This is a genomic window from Streptomyces finlayi (assembly GCF_014216315.1).
Classification (GTDB): Bacteria; Actinomycetota; Actinomycetes; order Streptomycetales; family Streptomycetaceae; genus Streptomyces; species Streptomyces finlayi_A.
In genome coordinates, this window is sequence record NZ_CP045702.1 from 5,184,152 (window position 1) to 5,210,694 (window position 26,543).

The following is a 26,543-nucleotide window of genomic DNA, read 5'->3' on the forward strand; positions in this document are numbered from 1 at the left end:
TGGGCTGTCGGACGGTGCGGGGCGGGGAGCGAGGGAGGCCGGCGCCCTACGCGGTGGGGCCGAAGTCGGACTGCTTCGGCGCGGCCTTGGCGATGGCTCGTGCGGTGATGCCTTTGGAGGCGCGGTCGGAGGCGGCGGAGAGTTCGTCAGCGCCGGGTTCGAGATACCAGGGGCGCAGATCGAGCATGGCCGCGCGCATGCCGGTGGCGAACGCGAGTGCGGTGCCCTTGGGCAGCGCGCGGATGGCGTCGGCGGCCAGGATGCGTTCCTGTCGCATGGACACGGAGGTGGACTTGCCGGACTCCGAGGTCGAGGTGGACGTCGTCTCGACATCGTGATCGCCGATCAGCCGGGATAGCTTGTCCGCGAAGTCCGGGTCGTCGATGCCGGAGCCGATCACCTTGATCGTTGAAGCGGACCACAGGGCGTCCATTCCCGTGTCCGACCAGACTTTCTGGCCCTGGCGGTAGCTCTGCAGGATGGTGATGGGGATGATGCCGCGCGAGCCGAGGTGGGAGTACAGATCGGGCAAGTCGCTGATTTTGCAGACGTTCGCGGCCTCGTCGAGGATCGCGAGCATCGGCGGATCGAGGCGTCCACCAGCACGTTCGGCCTGAGCGGTCGCGGCCCGCATCACGCTGTCCGCGCACGCGGCGATCAGTGCGCTGGCACCGCCTCCGCCGTCCTTCGACAGCAGGTAGAGCGTGTCCTTCGAGGTGACGAACGTGGACGGCGTGAACTCGCGCACGTTCTTCTGCGGGGTCACCCAGGCGGCGATCTCGGTGTTGAGGAGGGCCGCGGCGTACTGGCGGGCCGTCTCATAGATGCCATCGCGTGTCTCGGGCGGCCCCTCCACCGTTCCCTTGAGCTGAGCGGCGACTGCGGCGAAGCCGTGGTCACGCAGGATGTCGAGCGGGCTTCGGTCGGCGGGGAAGGCGAGCCAGGCCATCACGTCGGTGATCGGCCTCTCGGCGAGCGCGGCGGCCAGGAACAGCTGGCTCAGGATGTTCGACCCGGCCTTGGACCAGAAGTCACCCTGCTGGCTGGCGTCGACGCTGGCGGCGAGGAAGTGGCCGGCCAACCTCCCGGCGCCGTCCAAGGTTTTGGCGTCGGCCAGCGGATTCCACCACATCGATCGTTCGGCGTGGGCGATCTGCTGCGGGTCCATCGACCAGGTCCGGCCGACGGCTGCCCGTGCGTCGAGCGTCGCGGTGTAGGCGTCTCCGGCGGCTTTGTTGCTGGTGAGGATGACCGGGCCCGGCGCTGCCAGGATGGACGGGATCGCCAGGCTGGTGGTCTTTCCGGAGCGGGGCGCCATGATCGCGACGGCTACGTCCTCGTAGCCCATCCGCACCTCGCGCTTGGTGCCCTGGAGGTTGCCGAGCAGGATGCCGGAATCGGCTGCGTCGATGTGCTTGGCGTTCTTCAAACTCGGGCGCAGAGAACGGGCCTTGGCGGTGATGGCCTTGGACATCAAAGGTTCGATGTCCTTGTGCTTGGCCATGCCCACGACGCGTTTCCGGCGTCCGCTTCCGCCGTCCTTGTGCCGCTTGTACAGCACGGCTGCGGTGACGGCGAGGGACAACAGCAGGGTGCCGGGAACGATGCGGGTTCCGATGAGCAGGGACGTTTCACCGAGGTGGGGCCAGAGCTGCTCGGGATGGAGCAGGGCCTGGACGGGCTGGTACGGGGCACCGGGGTCGGCGTCGGTGACCTTGGAGGTGATCGTGCCGCCCAACCAGGTCAGGTTGGCCAGGGGGACCGCGATGGCAAGGGCTACTCCCAGGACGCGGAAGGCTATGTCGTATCCGTCGGTGGACGTGGAGTTGGGCTGGGGCAAGGGGCTGTTCCAGGGAGCGGGGAGGGGCGCGGTGGCGGGTGTTCAGCGGGTGCGGCGCGGCGTGGGGGCGTGCGGTGGAGCGGGAGGCGCCGATGGCGGCGATGCGGAGTTGCGCTGGGCGAGGGCGCTGATGCGGTTCCTGAGTGCGAAGGCGACGGACTCTGCGCTGACCTGCCGGGTGCTGGTACTGCCGTGAGTGACGGCCAGCGGGGGAACGCGGTGTGGATTCCGGACGAGGGGCGTCGCGTCGGCCAGTGCGCCGAAGAGCGCGGAGGCCACGTGGGACGGCGTGTTGCCGTCTACATACGCGCGCCAGATCGCGGGGAGGTTATGGACGGACGTTTCGACGACCCAGCCGGCGCTGCGCCCGCTCTCGTCAACGATCCGGTCGACTCGCGCCAGGCCGTTGGGGGAACTCATCCCCTTGGGCGAGGTGAGACCGTCGTGGTGGCGGGGAGCGTGCCAGCCCGCAGCGCGCAGCGGACCGTACGGGTCGACCGACGCCGTCGGCGGCGGCCCGGGAGCGGTGAGCGTGTCGGTGACCGCGGCGACGATCTCGACTGGGGTCTGGGCGTCGAAGGTGATCTCCCAGGCGCGTTGATCACCGTGGTGCGCATGACGCAGGGTCCACCACGGCTGGGCCGGGTCGGGGTCCGGTGCGATGCGCAGCTGGGCGAGCTGGTCGGGGCTGGTGAGGATGACCCGCGGCACCAGCGGATCCCCGGCGGTGCTCCAGCCAGAGGCGCGACGGAGGGGAGCAGTGACCCAGGCGGGGTCGCCACTGCCGGCCAGATAGCCGGGCGATATGAGCGTCTGCTCGATGGACTCGGTCACCGCGCTCACCGCCGCACCTTGGCAGCAACGGCGGGTGCCGGAGGGGCGGCGACCGCTGTGGGTGCGCCGGTCTTCGACTGCCGTTCGGCCAGCGCGTTGACGGCGAAGACGGCTTCGCCGTGGATCGCCCACTGGTCCAGGTAGTGCCATGCTTCCGCGTAGCTCTCGGCGAGCGGTTCCTCGTAGGCCGGTGTGCCGGGCCGGGCGCTCTCGGGCAGCGCGGCACGTACGGTCAGCCAGTCGTTGTAAACGGCGTACAGGTGTTCCGTGGCCTCATGCAGTTCCCGTACCTGCCAGGCGTAGCGCCGGGTACGGTCGGATGCCGGGAGCTGGGCGAGCTGCTGTTCGGCGACATACACCAGTTCGTCGGCGTGGTAGTACACGCGACCGAAGGCGGCCAGGGTGTCGGCGTCGCGTTGCTGCTGGCGCAGTCCGTAGGCGTCCTCGTCGTGGGGCTGGAACGTTTCGGGGTCGGAGTGCCGTGCGGAGTAGTGGTCCCAGGTGGCGAGGATCTGCCGGCTGTGACGCAGGTAGTGGGCGAGCTGGCGCAGGTAGAGCCAGTGCTCCTCGCTCCCGGGTTCAAGTGAGATGGTCAAGAGGGGCCTTCGGGCAGGTGGTGTGGTCGGGGCGGAGCGGCTGGGGCTCCCTCCGCCCCGTTCAGCGGCTGCGGGCCGCAGGCATGGTCGTCTCGGCACCGGGTGCCGACGCCGGACGTGTCGTGAGTGCGGAAGCGCGACGGGCCTTGCGGGCTGCCGTCCGTATGGCCTTCAGTCGCGCGTCGTGGGCGGCGGCGAGCTGATCACCCTGAGCACCGCGTTCCACCTGCGTGACCAGGTGGGAGTGGGGGACGTCGTAGCGGCCTCGGGAGACGGGGGCCGGATCGACGAGGGCGGCGGCGAAGCTGGCGAGCAGGTGGCGAGGGGTGCGGTCGTCGAAGTACGCGTGCCACAGCCGGTTGTGGCCGCCGAGCCCGGTGGGCAGTGCGACTTCGGCAGTCCAGGCGAAGTGGTCGCCGGTCAGCGTGGCCGACCGCTCCATGGTGGTGATGCCGTCCGGGTGGCGTGCGTGCTCGTTGCCTCGTTCGTCGCGTTCGTAGGTCCAGCCAGCCGCTTGCAGGGCCGGCCAGATGTCCGGCTCGCTTTCGGGCGTGGGGCGCAGGAGCGCGTCGGTGAATCCGGCGATGACCTCGGCGGGTGTGTTGCCGCCGAAGGACGCGTGCCAACCGCCCCACGGCGTCGACGAGATCCGCCACCAGGAGCCGTACGTCTCCGGCGTGGGTTCCAGGACGAGCGTGTGCTGGTAGTCGGGGCTGGCCAGGACGACGTGGGGGAAGTCGGGGTCGCCGAAGTTCTTCCACCCGGCGGCCCGCAGGGCCTGAGTGACATGGCGCGGGTCGCCGGGCCCGGCGAGGTGGCGGGGCGTGGTGTCGCACCACATACGGGACCAGGGGTCGTCGGCCTGGCTGGCGATGTAGGGGCGCGTCATCACGTGGCCGTCGGCGGCCCGGCTGCCTCGAACGCGTAGCCGCGCAGGCGCTGCACGTCCCAGTGCAGGACGTGCCAGTCGGTGGCCTCCTGGGCGGCCTCCCGGAGTCCGGTGATGATCAGGCGGATCTCGTCGGTCTCGGTGCTGGTCTGCTCGGCGATGAGACGGGCGGCGCTGCGCAGGACATCGCCGAGCAGGATGGGCACGCCGGTGTCCTCGTCGAGGAGTCCGGCGAGGAGCGGCAGTACGTCGGATACGGGCGGCTGGGTACGCAGGTAGTCCTTGGCCTGGGCCAGGGTGGCGGTCGCCTGCGCGACCTGGTCGGTGCTGGGCACAGAGGGGTTGGGCATCAACGTCCTTCGTAAAGAGGGAATGAGGAGGGTGTACGGCAGCCCGGTCAGCGGTGCTTCTTGTGGCTCACCGCGTCCGCCCGGCCTTGGCGTACGGGCGTGCTCCGGGGCCTTGAGGGCGCGCCTTGTTGGTGGCGAAGGCGTTGCTGGCCCAGGTGGTGGCGCGGGCCGCGGTGATCCGGGCCTGCTGCCAGGCGCTGAGCTGTGAGGGCAGCACGGACACGGAGGTGGTGCGGATCCTCTGGGAGGGCGGGACATGGCCGAGGGGCCGCATCACCGGCTGCGGATCGGCGAGCGCGGTGCTGAACGCCTGCACGAGGTGCATCGGCGTGGTCGGAGTGAACACGGCCTCCCACACCCGGCCGTGTTCGTTGCGGGCGCCGGCCCACCAATGCGCCTGTCCGGGGGCCGACTGGTGAAAGCGGACGAACGCGTCGCCGTCGGGGCTGCGCGCGGTGAAGTGCTGTCCTCGCTCGGTATCCCAGCCCTGCTCCTGGAGGGGTTCCCACACGTTGGGGGCGTGCGCGGTTTTCGGCCGGGTGAGTGCGTCGGTGACGCCGGCCACGATCTCGACGGGGACCTGGCGGCCGAGGGTGGCGTGCCATGCCTCCTGCGTCGCGGTCTGCCTCCCGCTGATGGTCCAGCCGCCGGGCTGGATGTACGGGTCGTATCCGATACGCACGGACTTGTCGGGGCTGTCGAAGACGGCCGGTCCGCCGTTCTTGGACTTGTCCTTCCACCCGGAGGCGCGCAGGAACTCGGTGACGTAGCGCACGTCGCCGCCGCCGGCGAGGTGGCGGGGCTCGACGAGGTAGTGCTGCTGGGGCTGCTGGCTGGTGGGGCCCCAGCCGGACCACTGCTGGTTCTTCTTCACCGGCGCCGCCGGATGACCATCGCGGACGCGACCGGCGCAGCGGTCGGTCTGCTGGAGGGGGCGGTGGGCTTGGCCACCTGCTTGATCGTGTCGGTGTGCTCGGCGAGGTCGCGGCCCACGCTGTCGAGTTCGTTGGCGGCGCGGCCGAGGGCCAGCCAGACCTCGGGGGGCAGGACGCCATGCTCGGAGTGGACCTTCGCGAAACGCGATCCCGTTTCGACGAGTTGGGTGGCCTCGCCGAGAATGCCGGTGTCGTAGTCGAGGACGCCTGCGAGGATCTGGGCCGCCTCGTGCGGCGGCGCCAGGGCGAGGAGGCGACGGAGCTGGCCGATCTGCCCGGCGACGGCTTCGGCCAGTTGTACGGAAGGGAGGTTCGAGTCGGTCATGGGCCTCCTGAACAGGGCGGTTCGGCGGTGTTAGTCGTGGTGTCGGAGGCGGTAGCTGTCGACGAAGAGGTGGGCGTCGCGGCGGCGGGCTTCGTCGAGTGCCGCCTCGGGGCGTCCGCCGGCCAACGGGATGGTGCGTTCACCGCTGCCGACGGTCACGGCGCGCAGGTATCTGCGGAACAGGGCTGTGACCAGGCGTGGCTTGCGGCTGGAGCTGATGGGCGGTGGTGTGCGGTCGGGTTCGTCGGTGACAGGGGCTCCTGGTGAGGGTCGCTGCCGGCCCCGGTGGTACGGGGACGGTCTGGTCGGGTGACGGACGGGTACGGCGCGGATGCCGGGGCGCGCTTCTGGTGCCGGTCGTCTCACCGGCGGCGGGTGCCTGGCGGAGGGTCGGTAATTCGGACTGCGGCCACGGCCGGTGGCGGAGCCGGGGCGCTCTGGTTGCGCATCGCAGTGGCGGCGTCGGTGTAGGCGGCGGAGTCCCAGACGTCATCGGTGATGTGGACCATGTATCCGGCCTTGTGCAGCCAGGGCACCGCATGGGTGGCGAGCTGCTTCTTCGCGGCTTCGTCGAGGTGGCCGGGCGCTTCGTGCCAGATGTAGACAGGCCCGGCGGCGGCCAGGGTCTGGCGTTCGAAGCCGAGGCGGTCGAGCAGCGCCAGGAGCGGTTCGGGCGCGCCGGTCAGGGTGTCGGCGTGGACGGTGTCGGTCAGGGCCTTGCGGTAGATCGTGACGTCGGTGCCTTCGTCGTCAGCACGGTTTCCCACGTTCGGGTGGCTCCTCTGGGTAGGGGCTATCGCCGTCGCGCAGACGGAGCGGCCGAGGGAGCTGGAGGCGGGACGGCCTTTTCGGACGCGGCGGCCGGCGGGGTGTGCCGGGCGGCCTGGTTGCGGATCTGCGTGATCCGCCGGGCGCTGTCGGAAAGGCTGCTGGTCGTCTCCATCAGCTGGTCCACGGGTCCTTCATCGAGGCCGGCTTCGCATCGGCGCTCGCCCCACGTCGCCCACGTGGTGATCAGGGACTGCACCAGCTGCGGGAGCAGCCCCTCCTCCGGGGCGGCGATCTCTGACAGGACGGCGACGACGTCCTGATCGGTCTCGGCGGCACGGGCGCGCTCGGCGAGTCGGTCGAGGTAGCGGCGGGCGGCCTGCCCGTCGCCGTCCGGAGCGGTCAGGGTGTTCAAAGAGGGATCGAGATGGACGCTGTACCCGGCCAGGAGCAGGGCGTGGGCTGCGGCCGTGGCGCCATGGCGCTGGTGCTCCACCGGCAGGTGGTGCGGGAGACGGTGGTAGTCACGGCCGGCGACCGGGGCCGAGGAAAAACCACCGGCGGTCTGCAGGATGCCCGCCGCACGAGCGTCGCCGCCGATCGCGACGACCAGCTGGGCGCGGGTCGCGGGTGATGGTGAGGTAGTCCAGGGCGAAGAAGGTGGGCTCGTCGTCGCGGCGCGTCATCGGCTTCGGTGCGGGGAGGCGACGGTCGGCGGCGGCGCGGCCGGGGCGGTGCCCAGTGCCGGTCGGGCCTGCGGATGACGCAGCTGGACGCTGACTCCCAGGGTGCTCAGGCGGGCCCCAGCGGCTCGTGCGGAGGCGGCCTGTTCGTTGGTGTCGTCACCGGACAATACGTAGACGTCGCGGTCCGGGTCGAAGGTGAAGCCGTTCTCGGTCAGGACCCGGGTGATGTCGAGGCGGTCGGGCTTGTCGACGACGAGCGAGCCGTCAGACCAGGTCATGACGACGCGTCGTGGATCGGTCTGCCGCAGTGCCAGCTCGTCGGCGTTGCCTCGCGCCTGGGCGAGCGCTACGTAGTACCGGGGCAGCAGATCGAGGGTGACGTCGGCGGCGGCGCTGAACGGATCGGCTTCGACCACGATGCCGTCGGGCTCGCGTACGCCGCTGAACGCCTTGTCCGGTACTTCGTCGGGGGCCATGGCGGCGATGAGGTGTCCCTCGCCGGGGCCCGGCTGCTCGGCGACGAAGAGGCGGGTGCCGTCATGCCGGGCCAGTACGGCACAGTGGTCCACGTTGCGCTTGGCCAGGGCCTCGGCGACGTCATTCATGTCCCACACGCGGTCGGTGAGGACGTGGTGGACGTTGAGGCCGCCACGGTCCGGGTGGTACGTGCTGGTCCAGTCGCCGGGCAGTTCGCCGGCGAGGACGGCAGCGAACGAGCCGAGGACGGTGTCGGGGGTGGGGTCGGGCATGGTCTCCTCAGAGAAGGAAAGGGAGCGGGGATCAGTGCCGGGGGCGTGCCGCAGGGGTGGGTGCGGCAGGCGGTGCGACAGGGCTGGTGGCCAGGCGCGGTGGATGCGGCGGGCAGGCACAGACGGCGGATGCTTCGGGTTCGTCCGGTCCGACTTCGGCGGCGCAGGCGCGGCGCTGGGGGTGGTCCTGGTGCCGGTCGGCGAGGTCGTTGCGCATGTGGGTGAGGTCGGACCAGATGACGCCGAGCCGGTGCTCGACGAGGTACTGCAGCCGCTTGGCGGTGTGCGGATCCGGGGCTTGGCCGAGGTCGGAATAGAACGAGGCAGCCGCGGTGAGGACCTCGCCGAGGGCGATGAGCACGCCGTCGTGGGAGGCCGTCAGCTCGGTCAGTACGTCGGAGACCTCGTCGCTGGTGGTGGCTTCGCGGATCTGCTCGGCGAGGTGAGCGACCTGTGACCCGAGCGGCAGGTAGTGCGGCTCGCGCGTTTCGGTGTCGAAGGCTTCGTCGGCCTCGACGTGGTAGCTGACGGCGCGGAGCCGGGCGACGGCGCGGACGGCGAGACGTGTCTCCTCGGCTGCGTCGAGGCCGACGGGCAGGCGGTGATACGTCTCGTGGAGGCGGACGACCGGGACGAAGCCGGTGCGCTGCAGAATGCTGTGGGCTTCCAGATCGCCGCCGCGGGCGAGGACTTCCCCGGAGTGCTCGCTCGTCGCGCCCCAGGTTCAGATGACGATCGGCAAGGGCCAAGAGGCGATTCTTTCTGGCGGGTCAGCGGGCAAGGCGGGCACCGGGAGGAGCGGGGGCTGCCGGTGCCCGGTATGGCGGAGGTGCCGGTCGCGCCGGGGCCGCTGGGGCGGTGGGCAGGGCGGCGGCGGTGGCGTCGAGATCCTGCTGGATGCCGTGCAGGCGGCGTGCGATCAACTCCAGCTGGTGTGCGCTGCCGTGTGCGTGAGCGTGTGGGAGGCGGTCGAGGCGATGAGCCGCGTGCTCGACGAGACCGCGGACGGTGGACAGCGGCCCGGTGTTCTCGTCGGCGAGTTGCCCCAGCAGCCCGGCGAGTTGCGTGGCAGCGTCGCTGACGCTGGCCTGCGGGGTGGCGTACCGGGCGGCGAAGCGGGCGGCCGAATCCGGGTCAGGACCTCCAGTCCGGGGCGAGATGAGGCCCAGGTCGGCTTCGATGCGTCGGCCCTCAGCGGTCACGAGAGCGAGAAGCCGATGCGGCTGCTCTGCCCAGGTGCCGTCCAACCGGAGGAGGTTGGCGAGCAGATCGAGGCGGCCGGGCTGTGCCTGAATGGCGATCCAGCGGCAGCCCTGATGGTCGCCCGGGCGCTGGATGCCGGCGGCGCGGGCGATCCGGTGGGCGATCTCGGACCACTCCGGTCCGGTGAGGTCGCGGTCGTCGGGGGCCAGGCGCACGTCCGCGTGCCAGATGGCGCGGTGGTCGCCTTTCGGGTCGGCGGGGAAGGGATGCTGCCAGGTGGGGTCGTCCAGATGCTCGGCCCACTCGGTGGACGTCCAGATCTGCTGTTCGTCGAAGGGGGTGTAGTAGTCCAGCCCCGACCAGTGGGCGACCACCGTGTGGTCGGTAAGGCCCTCCTGGCTGCTGACGGGGCGGCCGAGGGCTTCGGCGAGCGGCTCGCTGGTGTTGGGGGCGCGCGGGTTGATGCGGATGATCATGGGGTGGGGTCCGGGCGGTTGCGGATGAGGCGGGTCAGGTCGTGTGCGGTGGTGATGAGGAGGCGTTCGCGTACCAGGTCGGCGTGGACTGCCAGTTCGCCGGGCGCCAGCAGCTCCAGGGCGTGGTCGATGGCGGTGAGGGCCTCGGGATAGTGGCCCAGGGTGCGCCGGGCCGAGGCCATGCGGAACAGTGCGATCGGATCGTCGAGTCCGCCCTTGGGGAGCAGCCCTACGAGCATCAGCAGCAGGGGCGCTCGGCCTGGTAGGAAGGTGCCCAGCCACACACCGTGCAGCAGGACGTGCAGGGTCTTGGGATGGCCGGGTGCGGCAACGAGGACCCGGTGCATGACGGCGAGGCCGTCGGAGCGTGACTGCCCCAACCGTGAGAAGCCGTACAGGGCTTCGCTGTACGGGTCTTCGTTCAGCACGCTCACCGGCACCTTGTTCATGAGGTCCTCGATGTCGCGGCAGCGGAAGTCGTAGCGCAACGTGCTGAGGTAGAGGTGCCGATACGTCCGCTGGACGACCGGGTCGGGCCCAGCGTCGGTGACGTGTTCGGCCGCGAGCAGCGCGAGCGGGCTGTTCCCGGCGGCGCGGGCCTGCCACGCGACATCGGAGCAGACGTCGGCCGACTCCTGCCAGGTCGCATCCAGCTCACAGAGCGCTTCGGCCAGGCGTGCCGGCCATTGCGAGCCGCCGATCGTCTCGATGGCGATCGACGCCGCGCGTGCCAGAGCGGCGGTGCGCTCCGGGCGCGGCAGGGTGTGTGTCACTTCCCGCCCCGGGCGTCGGCGACGTGCACCACCTGGTTGAGGTGGGTGACCGAGTACCAGCCGCAGTCGATGTCCTCGTCGGCGCCGGCCAGACGCGGCACCAGGTAAGTGCGCAGCACTTGCTGGTAGATGAGGCAGTCAGGGCAACGGCTGGACAGGTGGACGAGGTAGCGCGGGTGCGCGGTGATGTAGGAGCGCTCGCCCCCGGCCGCGTCGAACAGACGCCAGCCGTCCTCGTCGGTCGGGGTGTGCCATGAAGAGGTGACGACCTTGTAAGCGTCGCCCCACAGTTCGCTCCCGGCGACACCCTTGAGGATCACGACCCGGTCGCCGGGACGGAAGTGGGCGTGAGTGACGTCGCGTTCGGGGGTGACGATGTCACCCGGGGCATGCGGGTGGCGGGAAACGGGCACAGCAGGGTTCCTTCCACGAGGTGCGCGGGGAGGCGGTGGGAGGAACAAGCATCCGGACGATCCCCGGTTTCGGTAACCGGGGATCGTCGGGTATACGACCCCGCGTTCTACCGGAACGGGTTCTCGGTTCCGATGTCGTCGGACGTTGCGGCGTCCAGGAGTTCGGGCAGGTCAGAGCCCTCGGCGTCGCGCTGGTCGATCCACCAGCCCGCCCGCGTGACGGTGCGGATCTTGTCCTCCAGGACGGCCCAGTCGGCCTCGTCCCAGGTGCCCTCGCTCACCAGCGCACCGTATGCGCTGGTGACGAGCTGGTGGCGGGAGCGCTCGCCCCATTCGAGGGCCCGCTCGGGTCCTTCGAGCGGCGGCATGTCGAACTGCTCCGCCCACTCCGTGGCAGCCCGCTGCTCCTCAGCGCGCTTGGCGGCGAGCCACGCCTCCTTGGACTCCGTGTCGGAGTCGCGGGCGGCCTTCCAGCAGTCGGTGCAGTCGCGGCCTTCGAGCCAGCGTGCGAATCCGGCGCGCCGGTCGGCCGGACGGTCGGACAGGTTGTGCGTCACTTCGTGTCCACAGTTGTGGACAATTTTCCAGCTCGTACGGACAGCCATGTGCTTGGTGATCTCCTTGCTGTAAGGGGTAGTTCAGGGGGAAAGAGTTAGACCTGGGCGGTTCGCGCGGTCGTCCCGTGCGGGTCAGCGATGCGCGGCGTGGGCTGGAGCGCGGCGGTGCCGTCCACGGAAACGCAGGTTGCTCGGGGTGGCGAGACGGCGGCGGGCGCCGAGCAGTACCACCAGGCAGGCGACGGCTCCGGCGGTCGGGAGCGCGGCGGCGGACGGGCCCTCGGACAGGACGCCCGCGAGGGCAGTGCCCGCGGCCTGCCCGGTGCCGACTGCGGCGATGAGCCAGGCGTACGCCTCGGTGCGGGTGCCAGCGGGGGCGAGCGCCTCCACGGTCAGGAACGCGCTGGTGATCAGCGCGGTGAGGAAGAGACCCGGCAACGCCGTGAACGCGGTCGCGGCGAGCGGGCCGGGGGCCAAGGTGAGCGGCACCCAGGCGGCGGCGAACAGAATTGCTGCGGTGACGAGTTGGCTGCTCAGACGACCCGGCCAGCGGCGTCGGCCGTACAGGATGCCGCCGACGAGACTGCCGATGGACAGTGCTGCGGGGATCAGCCCGGACAGCAGTGGCACCCCGTGCCGGTCGGCCATCGCCACCGCCCACACGTTCATCGAACCCAAGGCGAAGCCGACACCGCCGACGGCGAGGAACAGCAGGCGCAGCCCGCCGTGCTGCAGGGGCCCGAGGAACCCTCCGGCATGTGCAACGGCGGGACGCCACGCCCTGGACGGCGCGGCGCTGAGCACCGTGGCTGCGCCAAGCAGTCCCAGCACCGCGGTGACCGTCATGGCCACGTCGGGGCCGTGCGCGGCGGACAGCAGGGCGACCAGCGGCGGCCCGGCGACGTAGATCAGCCCTTGGGCTCCGGTGTCGAGCGCGAGGGCGGCACGCTGCCGCTCGGGATCCGGCAGCACGGCGCCCCACAGTGCGCGCAGGTTCGCTTCCAGCGGGGGCGTGCTCAGGCCCGCGAGGACCACGAGGCCGGCCGCGAGCGCCGGCTGGAGGACGGCGTCGGTGTACGGCAGCAGCAGGAGGCAGACCGTGGTAATCAGGACGGCGGCGGTCGTGACCCCTGTCTGCCCGCGCCGGTCGACCATCCGTCCCAGGGCTGGCTGTCCGATGGCGCTGGCCAGTCCGTACAGCGCGCACAGCAGGCCGCCGGTCGCGAGGGATCCGCCCTGCTCGGCGGTCAGGAGGAGGATCGCGACGGGAGCCATGCCGTTGGGCAGCCGCCCGGCCAGGGTGCCCACCAGCAGCCGGACGACGTGGCGTTCGGCGAGCAGCGGCCGGGAGGCTGAGCGGGCCGGCGGGCGGCTGGTACAGGGCTTCAACGCGGTTGCTTTCCGTGATTGGTCCGGTCGGGCGGCGGCAGTGGAGGTCAGCGGGTCCGTCCGGTAGCAGCGACCGCAGTCGGCGGCTTGGGCGGCGTCGCAGTGGCGATGGCTGGGTGGGAGGGCTTCTCGGCCAGGTCTGCGGAGGCTCGGACCACGTCGACAAGGTTTTCGCCGGACTCGAGCCACAGTGCTATCGCTGCGTCGATGTCGCCCGGCTCCCCTCCGCCTCGGGTGCGGCTGTCGGCCTGAACCGGGGCAAGGAGGCTTTCGAAGCGGACGAGGACGGCGGTATCTGGTGCGGGCAGGGTCTTGCCGTTGGCCCGGCGAGTCGCCTCGATCAGGTAGGACGCGTGAGAGAGGAAGCGCTCCAGCGCGGCCTCCAGGTCCACGGCGTCCACGGACCCCGGCTCGGCGTCTCGCACCCACTGCAGGTCCTCCTGCACTTCGCGCAGCCGCGCCAGGAGCACCAGTTGCTCGAATTCGGGCAGGAGGCGCGAGCGCACGTCGGCAGCGGCCCCGTGGGCGGTGGTGGCGATGATGGTGCGGGGCGCGCCGGTTCCGATTATGTGGACGTGGTCCGGGGAGGGCAGCAGGGTGCCGACCAAGTAGCTGCCGTCCCATGGGCGTTCGGTCAGGAGGAGTTCGGTGCCGCCGCCGTCGCGTAGAACCGCCGCACAGGAGGTGCGGTACTTCGACAGCGTGGACAGGGCGGGGCTGGCCTCCCACACCCAGTCCAGCAGGTGGGCGGGGATGGTTCCGTCCGGGTAGTGCTCGATTTCCACGTCCCACGGGCCGGGCAGGCCCTCGGCGACGACGTGTGCGATGTCGCCGAGATAGGGACGCTCGCTGGTGATGACCGTGGCCTGGCAGTCGCGGGCTGTCTCGTGGAGCTGAGTGAGCGCCGCACGTGCTTGGGCACGGTTGTCGAGGGACAGCCGATGGGCCTCGTCCTGGTGCCGGGTGAAGCCGGACAGTTCCAGGGCGGTGGTGGCCCACCGGTGCCGCTCGCCGCCGGGGAGCGCGACGACGGTGTTGCCTGCGGCGAGGTGGAGGGTGATGGCAGCGGAGGAAGTCAGGACGGCGGGCCTTTGTGTCGGGGGCGTCGGATCAGCGGCGCTGACGCCGCGAGGTGCCCGGGGGTGCGGACTGCACGGTCATGGCGGCCTTCGTGCGGCGCTGTGCCGACGGCGTGCTCGCCGAGGGCGGGGCGGCGAGCAGGTCCTGGTCGAGGTCTACGTTGTAGCGGGCGGCGGTGAGCATCTCGGCTGCCCAGGTGGCGTGCTCGTTCTCCCAAGTGCGGCCCAGGTCGAAGGGCAACCGGATCCACACGCCCCCCAGCGTGGGGTAGGTGTCGAATCCGGCGCGGGCCAGGACGCTCGCGGCGAAGGCATCGACCCCACCTTCGACTTCGACTTGGCCGCCCCGGCCGCGGGTGATCTGGATCGCTTCGCCGTTCATCGGCTTCGCCCCTTGCCAGCAGTCTGGGTCTGGCCGTTGACGGGAAGGACGGCGGGTCGCGACGGAGCCCCGGGGAGCGTGGTGGTCGGGGCGGTGAGCCGCTGCGGGGAGCGGGTGGCTGCGGCCTGCGCGATGCGGTTGCGGCTCTCCATCAGTCCGTTGCGTACAGCGGGCTGCGGTGGACCGGCGCTGCGGCCCGGGTCGAGGGAGTAGTCGGCCTGGACCTCGTAGCCATGCCGACGAAGGTCGTGCACGGCCTGGCGGGTGCGGCGGATGCCGTCCTTCTCGGGGTGGGTGAGCCGATACAGACCCGGGGTGTCGGGGACGGGCTCGAACTGTTCACGGACCAGGAACCAGTCGGCGAGCTTCGCGGGGATGTTCGCGGTGGCGGCGGCCACGAAGCCGTGGTCGGGATGGGCGCCGAAGCGGAAGTGGTCAGACAGGGGCGAATCCTTTCTGTGAGCGTTCAGCGGTGCGCCGGCGCGGAGCGCGGGGCGGGCAGCGCTGCGGGGCGGGCGGTCAGGAGTCGCGGGGTGGGCGCGGACAGCGCGGCCGACCCACCCGGTACGGCGGCGCGGACCTGGCGCTCGAACACCTCGCTGTCGGAGAGCCACGTCTCGATCGCGGGCAGGACGGCGAGGCCGAGCTGCCCGCGGACCTGGCTCCATTCGTGGGCCGGCAGCGTGGCCGGGATCGCGTACAACTCGTGGCGCAAGTTGTTCCATTTGTCCCAGGCGTCCTGGCTCTGGGCGAGCGCCTCGCGCAGAAGGTTCAGCGCCGCGGCGTCTTCGGGCCAGGGAGTGGCGGCTGGACGGCAGCGGGTGAGCAGGAGGGGTGCGTGTTCGAGCACAGCGCCATAGGAAAGCCACGCTTGGTCGGCGAAGTCCCTTTCCATTCCCGCGATCAGACGGGAGTCGCGGAGCGGCACGCCGTCGCTGTACCGGCCGGAGTCTTTGATCGCCTGGAGGGTCTCGTGTTCTTCCCGGATGCGCGCCAGGCCGTTCAGAACGTTGTTCAGGTCCTGGTGGTGCAGGGCGCGGCGGTGAGCGGGCAGGAACGTGTCCGCGATGGCGCGGGCAGCGAGACAGGGATCGGCGGGCAGCACGATGCTGTGCGGCGTGGTCGGGTCATCGTGCGGATCCTCTTGCTCCCGGTCGGTGAGTGCGCCCAGGAGGTAGCCGCTGCTGTGGCCGGGGCGCTCGATGAGCAGCAGCTCGGTGCCCGAGCCGTTCTTCAAGACGGACGCGAACGGCAACGCCGTTGCGTTTGGGTTTTGAGTCGCAGGTCAAGCCCTGTTGAATGACGCAACGGGACGTCCTGATAGATCAGCTTGTGTCGAGCAAGAAGATCATCGGGAGTCCCGTTGCAGGAGAAGTCTGTCATCACGCGCACGGTCGAGGCGGCCGGGGGTGTGTACGCGCCCGGCCACTTGGGCGAGCTGACCCAGATCGTGGACTTCGTACTGGTGGACGCGGTGATCGATGAGACAGGGTCACGTGAGAAGCGGCTGCGGCTGCTGCCGTCCCGGGTGGTGGTCTATTTCGTCCTCGCGCTGGCCCTGTTCGAGGACTGTTCCTATCGGGGCGTGTGGGGCAAGCTGACGGCGGGGCTGGAGGGACTGCCGTTGGTGCGTCCGGCGGTCTCCTCGCTGTCCCGGGCCCGACGGCGGATAGGAGCGGCACCGCTGCGGCGGCTGTTCGAGATCCTCGCCGGACCCGTCGCCCACCTCGGGCAGGCCGGCTCGTTCTATCGGGGGCTTCGGACCGTGGCCGTGGACGGCACCTTGCTGCACGTGCCCGATGAGGAGGCGCTCACCTGGCGCTATCCCAAGCGGGCGGGCGAGAGCGTGGAGTTCGGCTACCCGCTGCTACGACTCGTGGTCCTGGTCGAGTGTGGCACCCGTGCCGTGCTGGCCGCCGCGTTCGGCCCCGAGAGTGACGGCGAACTCACCTACGCGGGACGCCTGTTGAGTGTGCTGGACCGCACGATGCTCCTGCTGGCCGATGCCGGCTTCGACGCGAACGAGTTCGCCCGGGACGTCCAGGCCACCGGCGCCCAGTTCCTGGTGCGCTCCTCCGCCCGCCGCATACCCACCCCCTTCCGGCACCTGGACGACGGCTCCTACCTGGCCCGGATCGGCTACGGCGTCCTGCCCGTCATGCTGACCGTCCGCGTCATCGAGGCGTCCGTCACCGTGACCCTGGCCGATGGCACCGTCCGCACCGAGCAGTGGCGCCTGCTCACCACTCTCCTCGACCCGGCCGCCCACCCAGCTGCCAGGCTCGTGGATCTCTACCACGAGCGGTGGCAGTCGGAGACGACGTACTTCTCGATCAAGGCAACGATGCTGGACGGCCGTGTCCTGCGCTCCCGCAGCCTGACCGGCCTCGACCAGGAGGTCTACGCCCTGCTCACCACCTACCAGGCCCTGATCCGTGCCGCTTCCGACACCGCCTGCACCCGGCCCGGCCTGGACATGGACCGCATCAGCTTCACCGTCCTGCAGACCACCGCCGGCGACACCGTGACCACCGCGACCGCGATCCTGCCCCCGACGGGACCCGCCGACCTCGTCGGCACCATCGGCCGGGCCGTCCTCGACGCCCTGCACCCCGCCCGCCACCGGCACCGCGTCAAGGCCCGCACCCGAAAGAACCCCACCAGCAAGTACGGCCCGAACGCCGGACAACACCCCACGACCAGCCAGAACTACACCGTCCACACCACTGTCACGTTCTTCGAGCACGGACTTGCGAGCCGCTCGCGGACGTAAACGCAACGGTGTTGACGCGAACGGGATGCGGTGATCTTCGAGGGCCCGGTACATCTCGCCGGCCTCCCACAGCATCGGCCAGAGGTCCTCTTGCCACAGCGGGTGTGAGTAGATTTCCAGTTCGGCGGTCCACGTGCCGGGCAGCTGTGCGGCGATCTCGGGGCCGATGTCGCCGAGGTAGAGCCGGGTACTGGTGGTGATGGTGGCGCCGTATGCGTGGGCGTGGTGCACCAGAGCGCTCGCAGTGCGTCGCGCGGCCTGCGGATCGGTCAGCGGGGCGGTGGACGCGCCGTTGCGCAGGCGCGCGAATCCGGCTTCTTCCAGCGCCCGGTTGGCCTGCTGGTACTTCTCGCCGTGCGTGATGGCGACCAGTCCCAGGTGGCGGCTGGTGGTGAGGGTGATCTCGGCGTTGGGGTTGGGCATCAAGGTCCTGGTGGGTCGAGTCCGCCGGAGCATGTTCGTCCAGAGGGACAAGGCTCAGCGGGTCTTCGGGGTGCGCTTGGGCTCGGGGCTGCGCGCCGGTCCGCCGTGGGGAGGCCGCGCCGTGGGCCGGCGTGACGGCGGTGGGAGGCGTTCGATGGTCACCAGCGGGGCGACGGCCGCGGGGAACGGGAAGGACGTGGAACGCAGAGTGGGCCGGGGATCGAGCGTTTCGGCGGCGACCGCGTGCAGGAGCAAGGGCGGCGTCTTGTCCGTGAACGAGATGTCCCACAGGTGACCGAGGTCCTCTGGAGAGGCGGCCAGGTGCCAGGTGACGGATGCATCCCCGTGGATGGGCGGTGCCGGGGAGTCCACGGGGCGGCTGACCACGGCAGCGTGTCCGTCGTGCGAGATGAACCCGGAGAGTCCGAAGTCGTCGAAATGGGTCCAGGAGTCGGCGTCGACGTGGAGCTCCAGCAGGCCGGGCTCGGCGCTGATGCCGTAGACGACGTGATCCGCGTCGGTGGCCAGTTCGGCGGCCAGGGTGCCGAGGAGCCTGGCGACGCACTCGATCGGCACGAGGCCCGATATATCCGCCCGCCAGCGCTCAGCCGCTTCCTCGTCGGTGCGGGCCGAGATCACCATGTGAGGGCCTCGGCCCACGGCTGTTTGGTCGTGGCGGATCGTGATGCGCCGGCAGGGGCTGGTGACGGTCAACGTCGACGCATCGGTGTGCGCGCTCCACGCGGTTTCCTCGACGAAGATGTCGAGGAGCTGTTGGTGGTCGGTGGGGAGGCTGGCGGCCAGGTAACGGGGAGAGATGCGGATCTTCTCCCGGGGCCTGTCCTGGTCGGAGTCGTCGGGCATGGTTCTTCCGGTGGGATCGGGAGCGGGCGGCGGAGCGGGGGCCTCAACTACGTAAGAGAGGAGTCGACATCGCGGCGAGGGCGTGCTGCGGCGTGCAGGCTTGCACCAAATCCATGAGCGAAGGCCCTCGCCATTTCTTCCAGTTCGTCGTAGGAGTCCTGCGCCGTCATCTGCGCGGGGTGCTTGCGGTACCGGTAGACCGGAACGGGCAGCAGGATCCCTGGGGCGAGGCAGGTGACGGCGAGGGCGCAGTAGTCCTCTCCCTGTACGAGGCCGCCCATGGGTGCCGCGCGCACCAGGTCGGTTCGGGCCAGGAGGGTGGTCGGGCCGAGCGGGATGGTGTCGGCCGGGTCCTTCCAGTACCGCCATACGTCTCCGGCCTCATGCCGGCCGGGCGGCGTCGGACACCGCCACAGGGTCGTGGAACCGTCTTCGTGCAGGTCCTGGCTGTATCCGGCACACCAGCCCACCCCGGTCTCCTCCAGCGTGCGCAGCCGCAGCGCCATCGCCCAGTCGGTGAACTCGTCGTCATCGTCGGCCCACTGGACGTACTCGGTGCGTACCTCGTTGAGGGCGAAGTTGCGGGCACAAGCCGCGCCGACCGCCCGCGGGAGGGCGAGGGTGCGGATGCGCGGGTCGGCAGCGAGAGCGGCCGGCAGTCGGGCGGGGTCGGCGCCGTCGAGGACGACACACGCCTCCCAGGGGACGCTCTGGCGGCACAGGCTGGCATGCATGTCGGCGAGGAAGGTCAACCGCTCGGGGCGGAGTTGGGTGGCGATGACCACGGTGATCTTCGGGTGAGAGTGCGGGGACAGAGAGCTTCTCCGGGTGGGCGTCGATGAGGAGGGTGCGGGCTTCCGGGCTATCGGCGGGCGGACTTCCGGGGCGCCAGGGCCGATGCGGGAGCGGTGGCGGACAGGCGCGGGGCGGCTCGCGGCGGCACGACCGGAGCCGGGGCCTCCGGGTTCCATGCGCCGGGGGCGGTGCGGATACGGCTGCGCGGGTCGGTGTCCCACGCAACGACGGGTCCGCGGTCGTACGCCAGCAGGCCGATCACTTCGATGCCGGTCTCGTGCAGGACGTAGGCCCACTCCAGGCCGTCGGTGCCGTCCTGGGTGATCAGTTCACGCTCGGCGGGGGTGCCGTCGGCGTTGCACACGTTGGTGAGCTGACGGCTGGGGAACTCGTCGCCTCCGGTCAGCGTGCGGCACAGCGCGTCGGGTGCGCCGTCGAGGAGATCTGTGCCCAGCTGCTCCCAGCCGATGTGGACCTCGTCGATCAGGTGCCGGGCCATCGCCTCCAGGTCACCGGCGAAACGGAATCGGTAGGTGGCCAGCAGCAGCGGGAGTTTGCTGTCGGGGTAGCCGTCGAAGTGGACGTACATGCCGGCGTAGCCGGTGGAGGTGGGGCGGGCGATGACCGCGCGGGTGGACAGATCGGTCTCCTGGAGGTGGGGCTGGTCAGCGTGCGTGGGGGCGAGCCGCCGGGGCGGGGATCGGCTGGGCCGGGGCGGCAGCAGTACGGGCGGTGGCGGGAGGCGGCGTGGTGGCGGGAATCGGCCGGTCGGGCCGCCACAGACAGGCGGTGTCGCGGAACCGCACGCGGGGGTCGGTGCCCCACGCGACGAGGGGACCGCGTCTTGCGCCGGGCTCGCCGATCACCTCGATGCCGTGCGAGTGGAGGACATAACCCCAGTTCAGACGCGATGCCGTCCGCTCGGTGTAGACCAGCGCCGGTTCGTTCGCACGGGCCGGGTATCGCTTACCGGGTTCGTCGTGCCCGCCGACGAGGTGCCGGCGCAGGGCCTCGGGTGCTCCGTCGAGGAGTTCGGTGCCGAGGTAGGACCATCCTTCCGGCGCGTCGTCGATGAGGTACGCGGCCAGGGCGTCGGTGTCACCGGCGAACCGGTTCTGGTGCGCGGCGAGCAGCAGCGGCAGCTGATGACTGGGGTAGCCGTCCCAGTGGACGTACGTTCCGGCGTAGCCGGTGGTGCCGGTGGGGCGGGCGATGACAGAACGAGTGGACAGAGGATCTTCCTGTCGTGGGCGGGGTGGGTCAGCGGGAGGCGCGGCGCGTGGGCGCTGCCGGCGTGGCAGGTGCCGCCGCCACGGACGGGACGGGTTGCGCGGGTGCTGACCGGTTCGGGCGCCGGTAGGTGCTGGCCAGGTGGTCCTCGCTCAAGTAGGCGAGCTGATCACCGAGTGCGGACAGCTCCTCGGCGTGCTGGCGGTAGCGGGCGGCGAAGCTCGGTTCCTGGTTGCGCTCGCACCACTCGGCCGCGGCCTCCAAGAACAGATGCAGCTCGCCGAGACCGCTGTGCCCGTCGCCGAGGACGCCCTGCGCGACGGTGTTCAACTCGGCGGCCGAGCGCGCACGGTAGACCTGCTGGGTCCAGTTGCTGATGCTGTGACCGGCGTCCCCGGTGGGGAGCGATGCGCTGAACTCTCGTGCGTCGTAGGCGGCCCAACGGTGCAGGTCGTCGACGGTCGGCCGGTTCTCCGAATGGGCGGTGACCTGCTCGGTGGAGCGGCCGACGTTGTCGTACAGCTCGAAGTCAGGGTGGGGCAGGGACAAGGGGCTCTCCCGGTCGGCTAGGCGCGGTCCGTGCGAGCGGAGCCGACGGGCGGCCCCGAGGCGTCGGTGCGGGCGCACCTGTAGCCGATCAGGCGTGACGGGGCGGCCTTCGCCGGCACGGTGGCGGCGTCGGCGCAGATGAACGTGTACGTCACCGACGTGCGCGGGATGCCGTGCAGCCAGGCGTTGTCGTCCTTGTCCGGGTTGATTTGCAGCCCGGAGTGCGCGACGGCGTCGGTCTGCGTGTGGGTGTGGGCGAACAGCAGCAGTGCGCCGCCGTCGGCGGTCTTCAGCGCGTAGGCATCCTTGAAACGGTTGGTGCCACCGGCGAAGGTGGTGGTGCCCAACTTCCCGAACTTGCGGGTCGTTTCCTCGTGGACCTTGATCTGCTGATTGCTGGCCCTGGTCGGGGCGAAGACCTTGGTGCCGGTGTTCGTCCCGCCGGTCGCGAAGTTGTCGATCACCGCGGTGCGCAGCACGTCGGCGTCGGCGGCGAGCTGCTTGTTGCCGGTGGCGGCGACCGCGGTGGCGTAGCCGCTTCCGTCGAGGGCGATGTCCGGCAGCTTCGTGCTGTCGAGGTCGACGACGGTGGACATCTCCCACCGCTTGTCCTTCGGCCGCTCGGCGAAGACGGCGATGCGGCTCGGATCCTTGCCCTTCTCGCCTGAGAGCGCGGCAGCGAACCAGCGGTCCTGGCCGGCCGTGAAGCGCGGGATGTACAGCTTGGCGCTGGAGATGTCGTACGACCACGGCTTGTACGGCTTGCGGGCGGCCTTGGGCAGGCCCTCGGTCTCGGTGTAGTCGGAGACGGACATCGCGTACGTCGGGCCGTCCTCGACGGTGTCGAGCAGGGCGCGGTCACGCTGCGCGTTGGCCTTGTTGTTGATCTTCGAGTAGTTGGTGATGACGGCGCGAGCCTGCGCGTCACTGAGTGCGGGAGTCAGCTTCGGGGCGGCAGGCGTGGAGGCGGACGTCGCGTCGGCCGGGGTGTCGTCGCCGCTGGTGCAGGCGGTGGCGGCAGTAGCGAGCAGCGCGGCGGAGACGAGCAGGGGCAGGGCGCGGAGGGCGGTGCGGATGGAGGCGCTCCAGGGGTTTGGGCGGGTGGATCAGCGGGTGCGGGAGGCGGCTGGGCTGGGCCGAGGGTGGGGGGTGGTGACGCTCGGGCTCGTACTGCGGGACGGGGCCGGCGGAGCGGTGAGCCGGTCGGCTGCCTGGTGGAGTCGGGCGCCCGTTTTGTTGAGCCGACCGCGGGCGCTGTCGATCCGGGCGTGCAGCAGGGCGCGCGTGGATTCGATGGCCTCGCTGCGTTGCGTCGAGCGGGGTGAGGCGGCGAGCTGGTGGAGGGCTCCGGCGTGGCCGACGGCTTCACCGAGGTCGGCCAGGGCGTGTCCCAGCGCGCCGACCGCGCGCGTGAGCTGGGTGACCTTGAGCCGGATGGTGTCCGACTCGGGGTTGCGGTCGCGGCGTACGGTGCGGTCGGCGAAGGCTGCCGCGGTGGTGATGTGGGTGATCAGTCCGGCGATGTCGCGGACCCGGTCGTCGAGGTCGTCGAGGTTGTCGCTGCCGGAGTGCACCGCGTTGGTCAGCGGCAGTTCGTCGGCCGTGTTGTGGATGTGCTCAGCCAGCGAGTGCAGCTGGCTGCTGTCGTCGTAATTGAAGGGCAGGAAGGGCTCCTGAACGGGGCAACGGGACGGTGTGATCAGCGGACGGCGCCGCGTGCAGCCGTGGGTGGCGCGGCCGGTGGCACCGTGGTCGTGGTCGGTGCGGCGTGGCGCAGGTTTACGCCGATGCCCTTCTCCGCGAGGCGGAGGGCGACTGCCTGGATTCGCCGGGCGCGACCGTCCTCGCCGTACGCAGCGGGCAGCAGGAAGGCTGCCTGGTGCGGGTGGTACTGGAAGCCATGGGCGTACAGCGTCATGCGCGCCTCTTCCGGCACTCTGGCGTACGGCGTGCCGAGCGCTCCGTCGTCGTACCAGGTCAGCGTTACCACTTGGGCGACCTGCGGCGGAGCCTGCCGATGTGGGGGCTCGGGCTGCTCGGCGGCGTTGCGGCGTACCGCCTGGCGGGCCTGCTCGTAGCGGGGCAGGACCCTGCGGGCGATGAGGGCTGCGGCGCGCGCGGGATCGTTGGGGACGACGATGCCGTTCGGCTCGTCGACCCCGTCGAAATGGTGCGGCTTGATGGCGGCGTCGTCGGGCTCGAGCGGGGCGACGACGAACTGGTGCGGATAGCGCGGCCGGTCGGCGAGGTAGAGGTGCTGCTGATCCGGGCCGTGCAGTACAGCGTCGTGTCCGAGCACGAACTCGGTGGCGACATAGCTGACGTGGCCGGCGTCCCAGATCTGTTCGGCCACGGGGAACTGGTCGGGGTAGGTGAGGTGACGGTGGTATTCGCTGGTCCATGCGCCGGGCAGGCGGTCGGCCAGGCCGGCGGCGAAGATGTCCAGGTCGGTGCGTGCTGAGGGCATGGGCTCCTGACGGAGTGGTGAGGCGGGCCTATCTGCCGCGCGCCACACGGGCAGGTGGCGTGACCGTGGGCGCCGAAGCGGGCACGGCGCTTGGGCGGTACGCCCGGGAGGCGGCGTCCTCGGAGGCTGTCACCTGCCGGTAGGCGTCGATGGTTTCCTTGAGCCGGTCGACTGCGTCGTCCCGACGTGCGGCGAGGATGTCGATCTGTGTGCCTCTGTTCTGCAGGACACCCAGGGAGTTGATCGACGTGTTCCCGGCGGCGGCGCGCGTAAGAACGGATGCCGCGTTCCGGGCGGCGGCGGTGAACTGCTCGTGTACGTGGTCCAGGTGGCGCGCGGCCGTGTGGACGAGATCGGCGAGGACCAGCTCGGGGCCTTCGGTGTGCAGGCGGCCAAGGAACCGAGGCGAGGCGCCGAGGGATTCGTGCACCATCTGGGAGCCGGGGCCGGCGGATGGTGGAAGGCTGGTTGGGTTGTCCATGAAGGTGGGAATCCGGGGATTGAGGGACGGTTACGAGTTCCCCCGCGATTGATCGGGGCGAGGCCGTGACATGACGAGGGCCGCGCGGGTTCTTCGAGTGTGATCAAGAAGTGGGCCCGCGCGGCCTTGTCTCATCCTGCCTTCTGCGGCGTGAGCCGCCAACACTTCGGCGAGTTGCTCGACGAGCTCGAACCCAGGTGGGAGTCACGGTGCGAGGGCGAACGCCATGACCGGCGCGGGCGGGACCGCCGTCGGCAGGCCGGGGCGGGACCGAAGTACGAACTCGCCTTCCGCGACCGGCTGGTGATCACTCTGGCCTACCTGCGCACCGGCCTGCCCCAAGATGCCCTCGCCGTGGTCTACGACGTCGGCTCCTCGACCATCGGCAGGGCGATCCAGGAGATCAGGCCCCTGCTCGCGGCCCGCGGCTTCGCCGTCCCCGACCGGCCCGGCCTGCGCTTGCGCACACTGGAGGATGTGTTCGCCTACGCGCAGGCCGAGAACATCGAGCTGCGGCTCGATGGTGCGGAGACCCAGGTCCGCCGCCCGCAGGCCGGCCGCCCCGGGCGCCGGGCGTTCATCTCGGGCAAGCGCAGGCAGAACACCATCAAGACCACCACGTTCAGCGACGGCCAGGGCCGCCTGCTCTACTCCGGGGCGGAACGGCCCGGCCGGATGCACGACCAGACCGCCGTGCGCACCGAGGGCATCGCCGAGCAGTTCAGGACCCGTCCCGGCGTGAAGGCGAAGGTCGACTCCGGCTACCAGGGCCTGGCCAAGGAGTTCCCCGACCAGGTCACCGCGCCGCCGAAGAAACCGAAGGAGGACGCCTGCGACGGCGACAAATACGCCTGGCGCGAGGCGAGGCGACGACAGTCCTCAGCCCGGATCTGCGTCGAGCACACCAACGCCGAACTGCGCCAATGGGCCCCACTACGACGGTTCACCGGACGACGCGAAACCTTCCCCGAGACCCAGCAGGCCATCGCAGCCCTGATCTCCGACCGCGCCGCCAAGCGGCCCACCCACCGCGAACACAGCACCGCGCTCGTCCTCTCCCGCGACACCGCCTGCTGATCACCCACCAGCCGAACCGCCAGGCCAGCACGCCACGAACTCAATCGCGGGTGAGGTCGTTAGCACGTCTCGACGGGCGTTCAATGCATTCGGGCATCCGTGTCGAAAAGTGCCAATTCGTGCGGATGTAGTAGATGTTGAACGATGAAGGATCGTCCGGCGACCTTCCACAAGCCCCTGCCGCGGTTGAGGTGCGAGATCGCGTCGGCTTCCACCGAGGTCAGTCCCAACAATGCTGCGGCGGCGTGGAGTTGGTCGGTCTCCTGCCGGTAAATGATGCGGGTGGAGCAGTCGGCGAGCAGGCCCTCGGCCAAGGCGCGTCCGCGGGATCCGGCGTCGCCGGCGGTGAGCAGGTCGGACAGCCGGTGGATCACCATCAGGTTGGCGATGCCCAGGCCGCGGCTCAGCTTCCACTGGGACTGCATCCTCGCGAGCAGGCCGGGGTGGCGCATCAGCCGCCATGCCTCGTCGTAGACGATCCAGCGCCGGCCGCCGTTCGGGTCGGACAGCGCGGATTCCATCCACGCGGAGGCGCAGGTCATGGCGAGGACGAGTGCGGTGTCGTCGCCGGAGCCGCCGAGGCGTGACAGGTCGATCGTCAGCATGGGTGAGTTGGGGTCGAAGGCCACGGTGCTGGGGGCGTCGAACATTCCGACGAGGTCGCCGTGGACGAGGCGGCGCATGGTGTGGGCGAGGTCGCGGGAGGCGTCGCCGAGGCGGCCGGACATGACGCCGCCGGCCGTGTCGAGTTCGTCGGGGTTGTTGAGGGTGGCGGCGATGTCGCCGAGCAGCGGGGTGCGTCCGCTCGCGGCGGCGCGGGTGACGACGGCGTCCAGGGCGACGTCGAGGCCGGTGTGCTCCATCGGCAGCAGGTCCCGCCCGAGCACGGTGCGGGCCAGGGAGCCGAGCAGCAGCAGACGCCTTTTGCGGATCTCGCCCGCCCAGTCGGCCTCGGAGACGCTGTTGGGCCGCGGCGCTGCGTCCAGCGGGTTCAGCTTGCCTGGCAGCCCCGGTCCGAGTGCGATGGAGGTGCCGCCCAGCGCCTGCGCCACGGGCGTCCACTCTCCCTTGGGATCACATGGGACGTAGACGCGGTAGCCGAAGGCGATGGAGCGCAGCGCGAAGCTCTTGGCGAGCGCGGACTTGCCCTGTCCGATGACCCCGGCCAACAGCACGTTGGGGTTGGTGAAGCCGTCGATCTTGCCGTACAGCGCGAATGGGTCGAAACAGAAGGAGGCTTCGGCGTGCACGTCGCGGCCGATGTAGATGCCCTCGGCCCCCAGCCCGCCCTCGGCGAGGAAGGGGTACGCCCCGCTCGCGGTGGCTGTGGTCATGCGGTGGGCAGGCAACTTGATCTTGTTGTTGCGGGAGGACGCCGGGCCGGGGCGGCCTGCGGGCGGGAAGAGCGGCGACGGCATCTCCTGCTCCTCCGCCCCGGCTCCGGTGGTGTGGGCGGCTGCTTCGACGCGGGCCTTCGCGGCGGCTTCGGCGAGTTGCCGGCGGGCGGCTTTTCGGGCGGCGCGGTCGGTGCCATGCGGGGTGAACAGGGGGCTGGCGCTGGCGCGGCGGGCTCGACGATCGGGCCGGTGACTCATGGGAGGGCGGCTTTCACAAGGTGGCGGTCTGGAGCGGTGCGGGGG

General features: G+C 70.7%; 33 protein-coding genes. 3 read left to right on the forward strand and 30 right to left on the reverse strand.

Features of this window, described 5'->3' with window-relative positions; all coding sequences use genetic code 11:
• Nucleotides 1-46: 46 nt before the first annotated feature.
• The 10 genes from F0344_RS23850 to F0344_RS36060 form a co-directional block, all read right to left on the reverse strand.
• Nucleotides 47-1,840, reverse strand: coding sequence for a type IV secretory system conjugative DNA transfer family protein (locus tag F0344_RS23850; protein WP_185300737.1), 1,794 nt, complete (start codon nt 1,838-1,840; stop codon nt 47-49).
• Between the two features lie 42 nt (nt 1,841-1,882).
• The gene (locus F0344_RS23855; RefSeq protein ID WP_185300738.1) at nt 1,883-2,683 is read right to left on the reverse strand and encodes a DUF317 domain-containing protein; all 801 of its coding nucleotides are present in this window, start codon (nt 2,681-2,683) and stop codon (nt 1,883-1,885) included.
• A complete protein-coding gene (locus F0344_RS23860) occupies nt 2,680-3,270 on the reverse strand; it encodes a hypothetical protein (protein WP_258050078.1) in 591 nt (196 codons plus the stop codon). The genes F0344_RS23855 and F0344_RS23860 overlap by 4 nt, the downstream gene beginning before the upstream one ends.
• Before the next feature lie 61 nt (nt 3,271-3,331).
• Complete coding sequence (locus tag F0344_RS23865; RefSeq protein ID WP_185300739.1) at nt 3,332-4,159, reverse strand: DUF317 domain-containing protein; 828 nt, start codon at nt 4,157-4,159, stop codon at nt 3,332-3,334.
• The gene (locus F0344_RS23870) at nt 4,159-4,509 is read right to left on the reverse strand and encodes a hypothetical protein (RefSeq protein ID WP_185300740.1); all 351 of its coding nucleotides are present in this window, start codon (nt 4,507-4,509) and stop codon (nt 4,159-4,161) included. The genes F0344_RS23865 and F0344_RS23870 overlap by 1 nt, the downstream gene beginning before the upstream one ends.
• Nucleotides 4,510-4,576: 67 nt before the next feature.
• On the reverse strand, nt 4,577-5,383 hold the full coding sequence (locus tag F0344_RS23875) for a DUF317 domain-containing protein (protein WP_185300741.1): 807 nt from the start codon (nt 5,381-5,383) through the stop codon (nt 4,577-4,579).
• The gene (locus F0344_RS23880; protein WP_185300742.1) at nt 5,380-5,769 is read right to left on the reverse strand and encodes a hypothetical protein; all 390 of its coding nucleotides are present in this window, start codon (nt 5,767-5,769) and stop codon (nt 5,380-5,382) included. Before F0344_RS23880 ends, F0344_RS23875 begins: the two co-directional genes overlap by 4 nt.
• 30 nt (nt 5,770-5,799) lie before the next feature.
• Complete coding sequence (locus tag F0344_RS36055) at nt 5,800-5,928, reverse strand: hypothetical protein (protein WP_257138169.1); 129 nt, start codon at nt 5,926-5,928, stop codon at nt 5,800-5,802.
• 203 nt (nt 5,929-6,131) lie between these two features.
• Nucleotides 6,132-6,536, reverse strand: coding sequence for a hypothetical protein (locus tag F0344_RS23885; RefSeq protein WP_185300743.1), 405 nt, complete (start codon nt 6,534-6,536; stop codon nt 6,132-6,134).
• 26 nt (nt 6,537-6,562) lie between these two features.
• The gene (locus F0344_RS36060; protein WP_258050079.1) at nt 6,563-6,952 is read right to left on the reverse strand and encodes a hypothetical protein; all 390 of its coding nucleotides are present in this window, start codon (nt 6,950-6,952) and stop codon (nt 6,563-6,565) included.
• A 12-nt stretch (nt 6,953-6,964) separates the two neighbouring features.
• Here F0344_RS36060 and F0344_RS36065 point away from each other — a divergent pair, with 12 nt between their 5' ends.
• A complete protein-coding gene (locus F0344_RS36065) occupies nt 6,965-7,171 on the forward strand; it encodes a hypothetical protein (protein WP_258050080.1) in 207 nt (68 codons plus the stop codon).
• A gap of 48 nt (nt 7,172-7,219) precedes the next feature.
• Here F0344_RS36065 and F0344_RS23895 read toward each other — a convergent pair whose 3' ends face one another.
• The 11 genes from F0344_RS23895 to F0344_RS23945 form a co-directional block, all read right to left on the reverse strand.
• Nucleotides 7,220-7,972, reverse strand: a complete 753-nt coding sequence (locus tag F0344_RS23895; protein WP_185300744.1) for a hypothetical protein — start codon at nt 7,970-7,972, stop codon at nt 7,220-7,222.
• A gap of 31 nt (nt 7,973-8,003) precedes the next feature.
• Nucleotides 8,004-8,333 carry a hypothetical protein gene (locus F0344_RS36070; protein ID WP_258050081.1) on the reverse strand — a complete coding sequence of 110 codons (330 nt, stop codon included), beginning with the start codon at nt 8,331-8,333 and terminating at the stop codon, nt 8,004-8,006.
• 409 nt (nt 8,334-8,742) lie between these two features.
• On the reverse strand, nt 8,743-9,651 hold the full coding sequence (locus F0344_RS23905; protein WP_185300745.1) for a hypothetical protein: 909 nt from the start codon (nt 9,649-9,651) through the stop codon (nt 8,743-8,745).
• Nucleotides 9,648-10,424 carry a hypothetical protein gene (locus tag F0344_RS23910; RefSeq protein WP_185300746.1) on the reverse strand — a complete coding sequence of 259 codons (777 nt, stop codon included), beginning with the start codon at nt 10,422-10,424 and terminating at the stop codon, nt 9,648-9,650. Before F0344_RS23910 ends, F0344_RS23905 begins: the two co-directional genes overlap by 4 nt.
• Nucleotides 10,421-10,837 (reverse strand): hypothetical protein, encoded by a 417-nt coding sequence (locus F0344_RS23915; protein WP_185300747.1) that lies wholly within the window; start codon nt 10,835-10,837, stop codon nt 10,421-10,423. The genes F0344_RS23910 and F0344_RS23915 overlap by 4 nt, the downstream gene beginning before the upstream one ends.
• Nucleotides 10,838-10,944: 107 nt before the next feature.
• Nucleotides 10,945-11,442, reverse strand: a complete 498-nt coding sequence (locus tag F0344_RS23920; protein ID WP_185300748.1) for a hypothetical protein — start codon at nt 11,440-11,442, stop codon at nt 10,945-10,947.
• An 84-nt stretch (nt 11,443-11,526) separates the two neighbouring features.
• The gene (locus tag F0344_RS23925) at nt 11,527-12,783 is read right to left on the reverse strand and encodes an MFS transporter (RefSeq protein WP_185300749.1); all 1,257 of its coding nucleotides are present in this window, start codon (nt 12,781-12,783) and stop codon (nt 11,527-11,529) included.
• A gap of 47 nt (nt 12,784-12,830) precedes the next feature.
• Nucleotides 12,831-13,568 carry a hypothetical protein gene (locus tag F0344_RS23930; RefSeq protein ID WP_185300750.1) on the reverse strand — a complete coding sequence of 246 codons (738 nt, stop codon included), beginning with the start codon at nt 13,566-13,568 and terminating at the stop codon, nt 12,831-12,833.
• Nucleotides 13,569-13,893: 325 nt separating this feature from the next.
• On the reverse strand, nt 13,894-14,244 hold the full coding sequence (locus F0344_RS23935) for a hypothetical protein (RefSeq protein ID WP_185300751.1): 351 nt from the start codon (nt 14,242-14,244) through the stop codon (nt 13,894-13,896).
• A complete protein-coding gene (locus F0344_RS23940; protein WP_185300752.1) occupies nt 14,241-14,642 on the reverse strand; it encodes a hypothetical protein in 402 nt (133 codons plus the stop codon). The genes F0344_RS23935 and F0344_RS23940 overlap by 4 nt, the downstream gene beginning before the upstream one ends.
• A gap of 68 nt (nt 14,643-14,710) precedes the next feature.
• Entirely contained in the window at nt 14,711-15,499 is a 789-nt protein-coding gene (locus F0344_RS23945) for a hypothetical protein (RefSeq protein ID WP_185300753.1), read from the reverse strand.
• Between the two features lie 108 nt (nt 15,500-15,607).
• On the opposite strand from F0344_RS23945, the gene F0344_RS23950 reads away from it, so the two are divergent.
• Nucleotides 15,608-17,017 (forward strand): IS4 family transposase, encoded by a 1,410-nt coding sequence (locus F0344_RS23950; protein WP_185296855.1) that lies wholly within the window; start codon nt 15,608-15,610, stop codon nt 17,015-17,017.
• Between the two features lie 477 nt (nt 17,018-17,494).
• Here F0344_RS23950 and F0344_RS23955 read toward each other — a convergent pair whose 3' ends face one another.
• The 8 genes from F0344_RS23955 to F0344_RS23990 form a co-directional block, all read right to left on the reverse strand.
• Nucleotides 17,495-18,304 carry a DUF317 domain-containing protein gene (locus F0344_RS23955; RefSeq protein ID WP_185300754.1) on the reverse strand — a complete coding sequence of 270 codons (810 nt, stop codon included), beginning with the start codon at nt 18,302-18,304 and terminating at the stop codon, nt 17,495-17,497.
• A 47-nt stretch (nt 18,305-18,351) separates the two neighbouring features.
• Nucleotides 18,352-19,089, reverse strand: a complete 738-nt coding sequence (locus F0344_RS23960; protein WP_185300755.1) for a glycosyltransferase — start codon at nt 19,087-19,089, stop codon at nt 18,352-18,354.
• A 77-nt stretch (nt 19,090-19,166) separates the two neighbouring features.
• Nucleotides 19,167-19,688, reverse strand: a complete 522-nt coding sequence (locus F0344_RS23965) for a hypothetical protein (RefSeq protein ID WP_185300756.1) — start codon at nt 19,686-19,688, stop codon at nt 19,167-19,169.
• Nucleotides 19,689-20,359: 671 nt separating this feature from the next.
• The gene (locus F0344_RS23970) at nt 20,360-20,878 is read right to left on the reverse strand and encodes a hypothetical protein (RefSeq protein ID WP_185300757.1); all 519 of its coding nucleotides are present in this window, start codon (nt 20,876-20,878) and stop codon (nt 20,360-20,362) included.
• Nucleotides 20,879-20,895: 17 nt separating this feature from the next.
• On the reverse strand, nt 20,896-21,693 hold the full coding sequence (locus tag F0344_RS23975) for a hypothetical protein (protein WP_185300758.1): 798 nt from the start codon (nt 21,691-21,693) through the stop codon (nt 20,896-20,898).
• 291 nt (nt 21,694-21,984) lie between these two features.
• Entirely contained in the window at nt 21,985-22,452 is a 468-nt protein-coding gene (locus F0344_RS23980; RefSeq protein ID WP_124264754.1) for a hypothetical protein, read from the reverse strand.
• 125 nt (nt 22,453-22,577) lie between these two features.
• Nucleotides 22,578-23,345, reverse strand: a complete 768-nt coding sequence (locus F0344_RS23985) for a hypothetical protein (RefSeq protein WP_097242957.1) — start codon at nt 23,343-23,345, stop codon at nt 22,578-22,580.
• A gap of 28 nt (nt 23,346-23,373) precedes the next feature.
• Nucleotides 23,374-23,826 carry a hypothetical protein gene (locus F0344_RS23990; RefSeq protein WP_185300759.1) on the reverse strand — a complete coding sequence of 151 codons (453 nt, stop codon included), beginning with the start codon at nt 23,824-23,826 and terminating at the stop codon, nt 23,374-23,376.
• A 150-nt stretch (nt 23,827-23,976) separates the two neighbouring features.
• Here F0344_RS23990 and F0344_RS23995 point away from each other — a divergent pair, with 150 nt between their 5' ends.
• Nucleotides 23,977-24,903: a transposase gene (locus F0344_RS23995; RefSeq protein WP_258049958.1), complete on the forward strand. Its 927-nt coding sequence runs from the start codon at nt 23,977-23,979 to the stop codon at nt 24,901-24,903.
• An 80-nt stretch (nt 24,904-24,983) separates the two neighbouring features.
• Here F0344_RS23995 and F0344_RS24000 read toward each other — a convergent pair whose 3' ends face one another.
• Nucleotides 24,984-26,498: an ATP-binding protein gene (locus F0344_RS24000; protein WP_185300760.1), complete on the reverse strand. Its 1,515-nt coding sequence runs from the start codon at nt 26,496-26,498 to the stop codon at nt 24,984-24,986.
• Nucleotides 26,499-26,543: the final 45 nt, after the last annotated feature.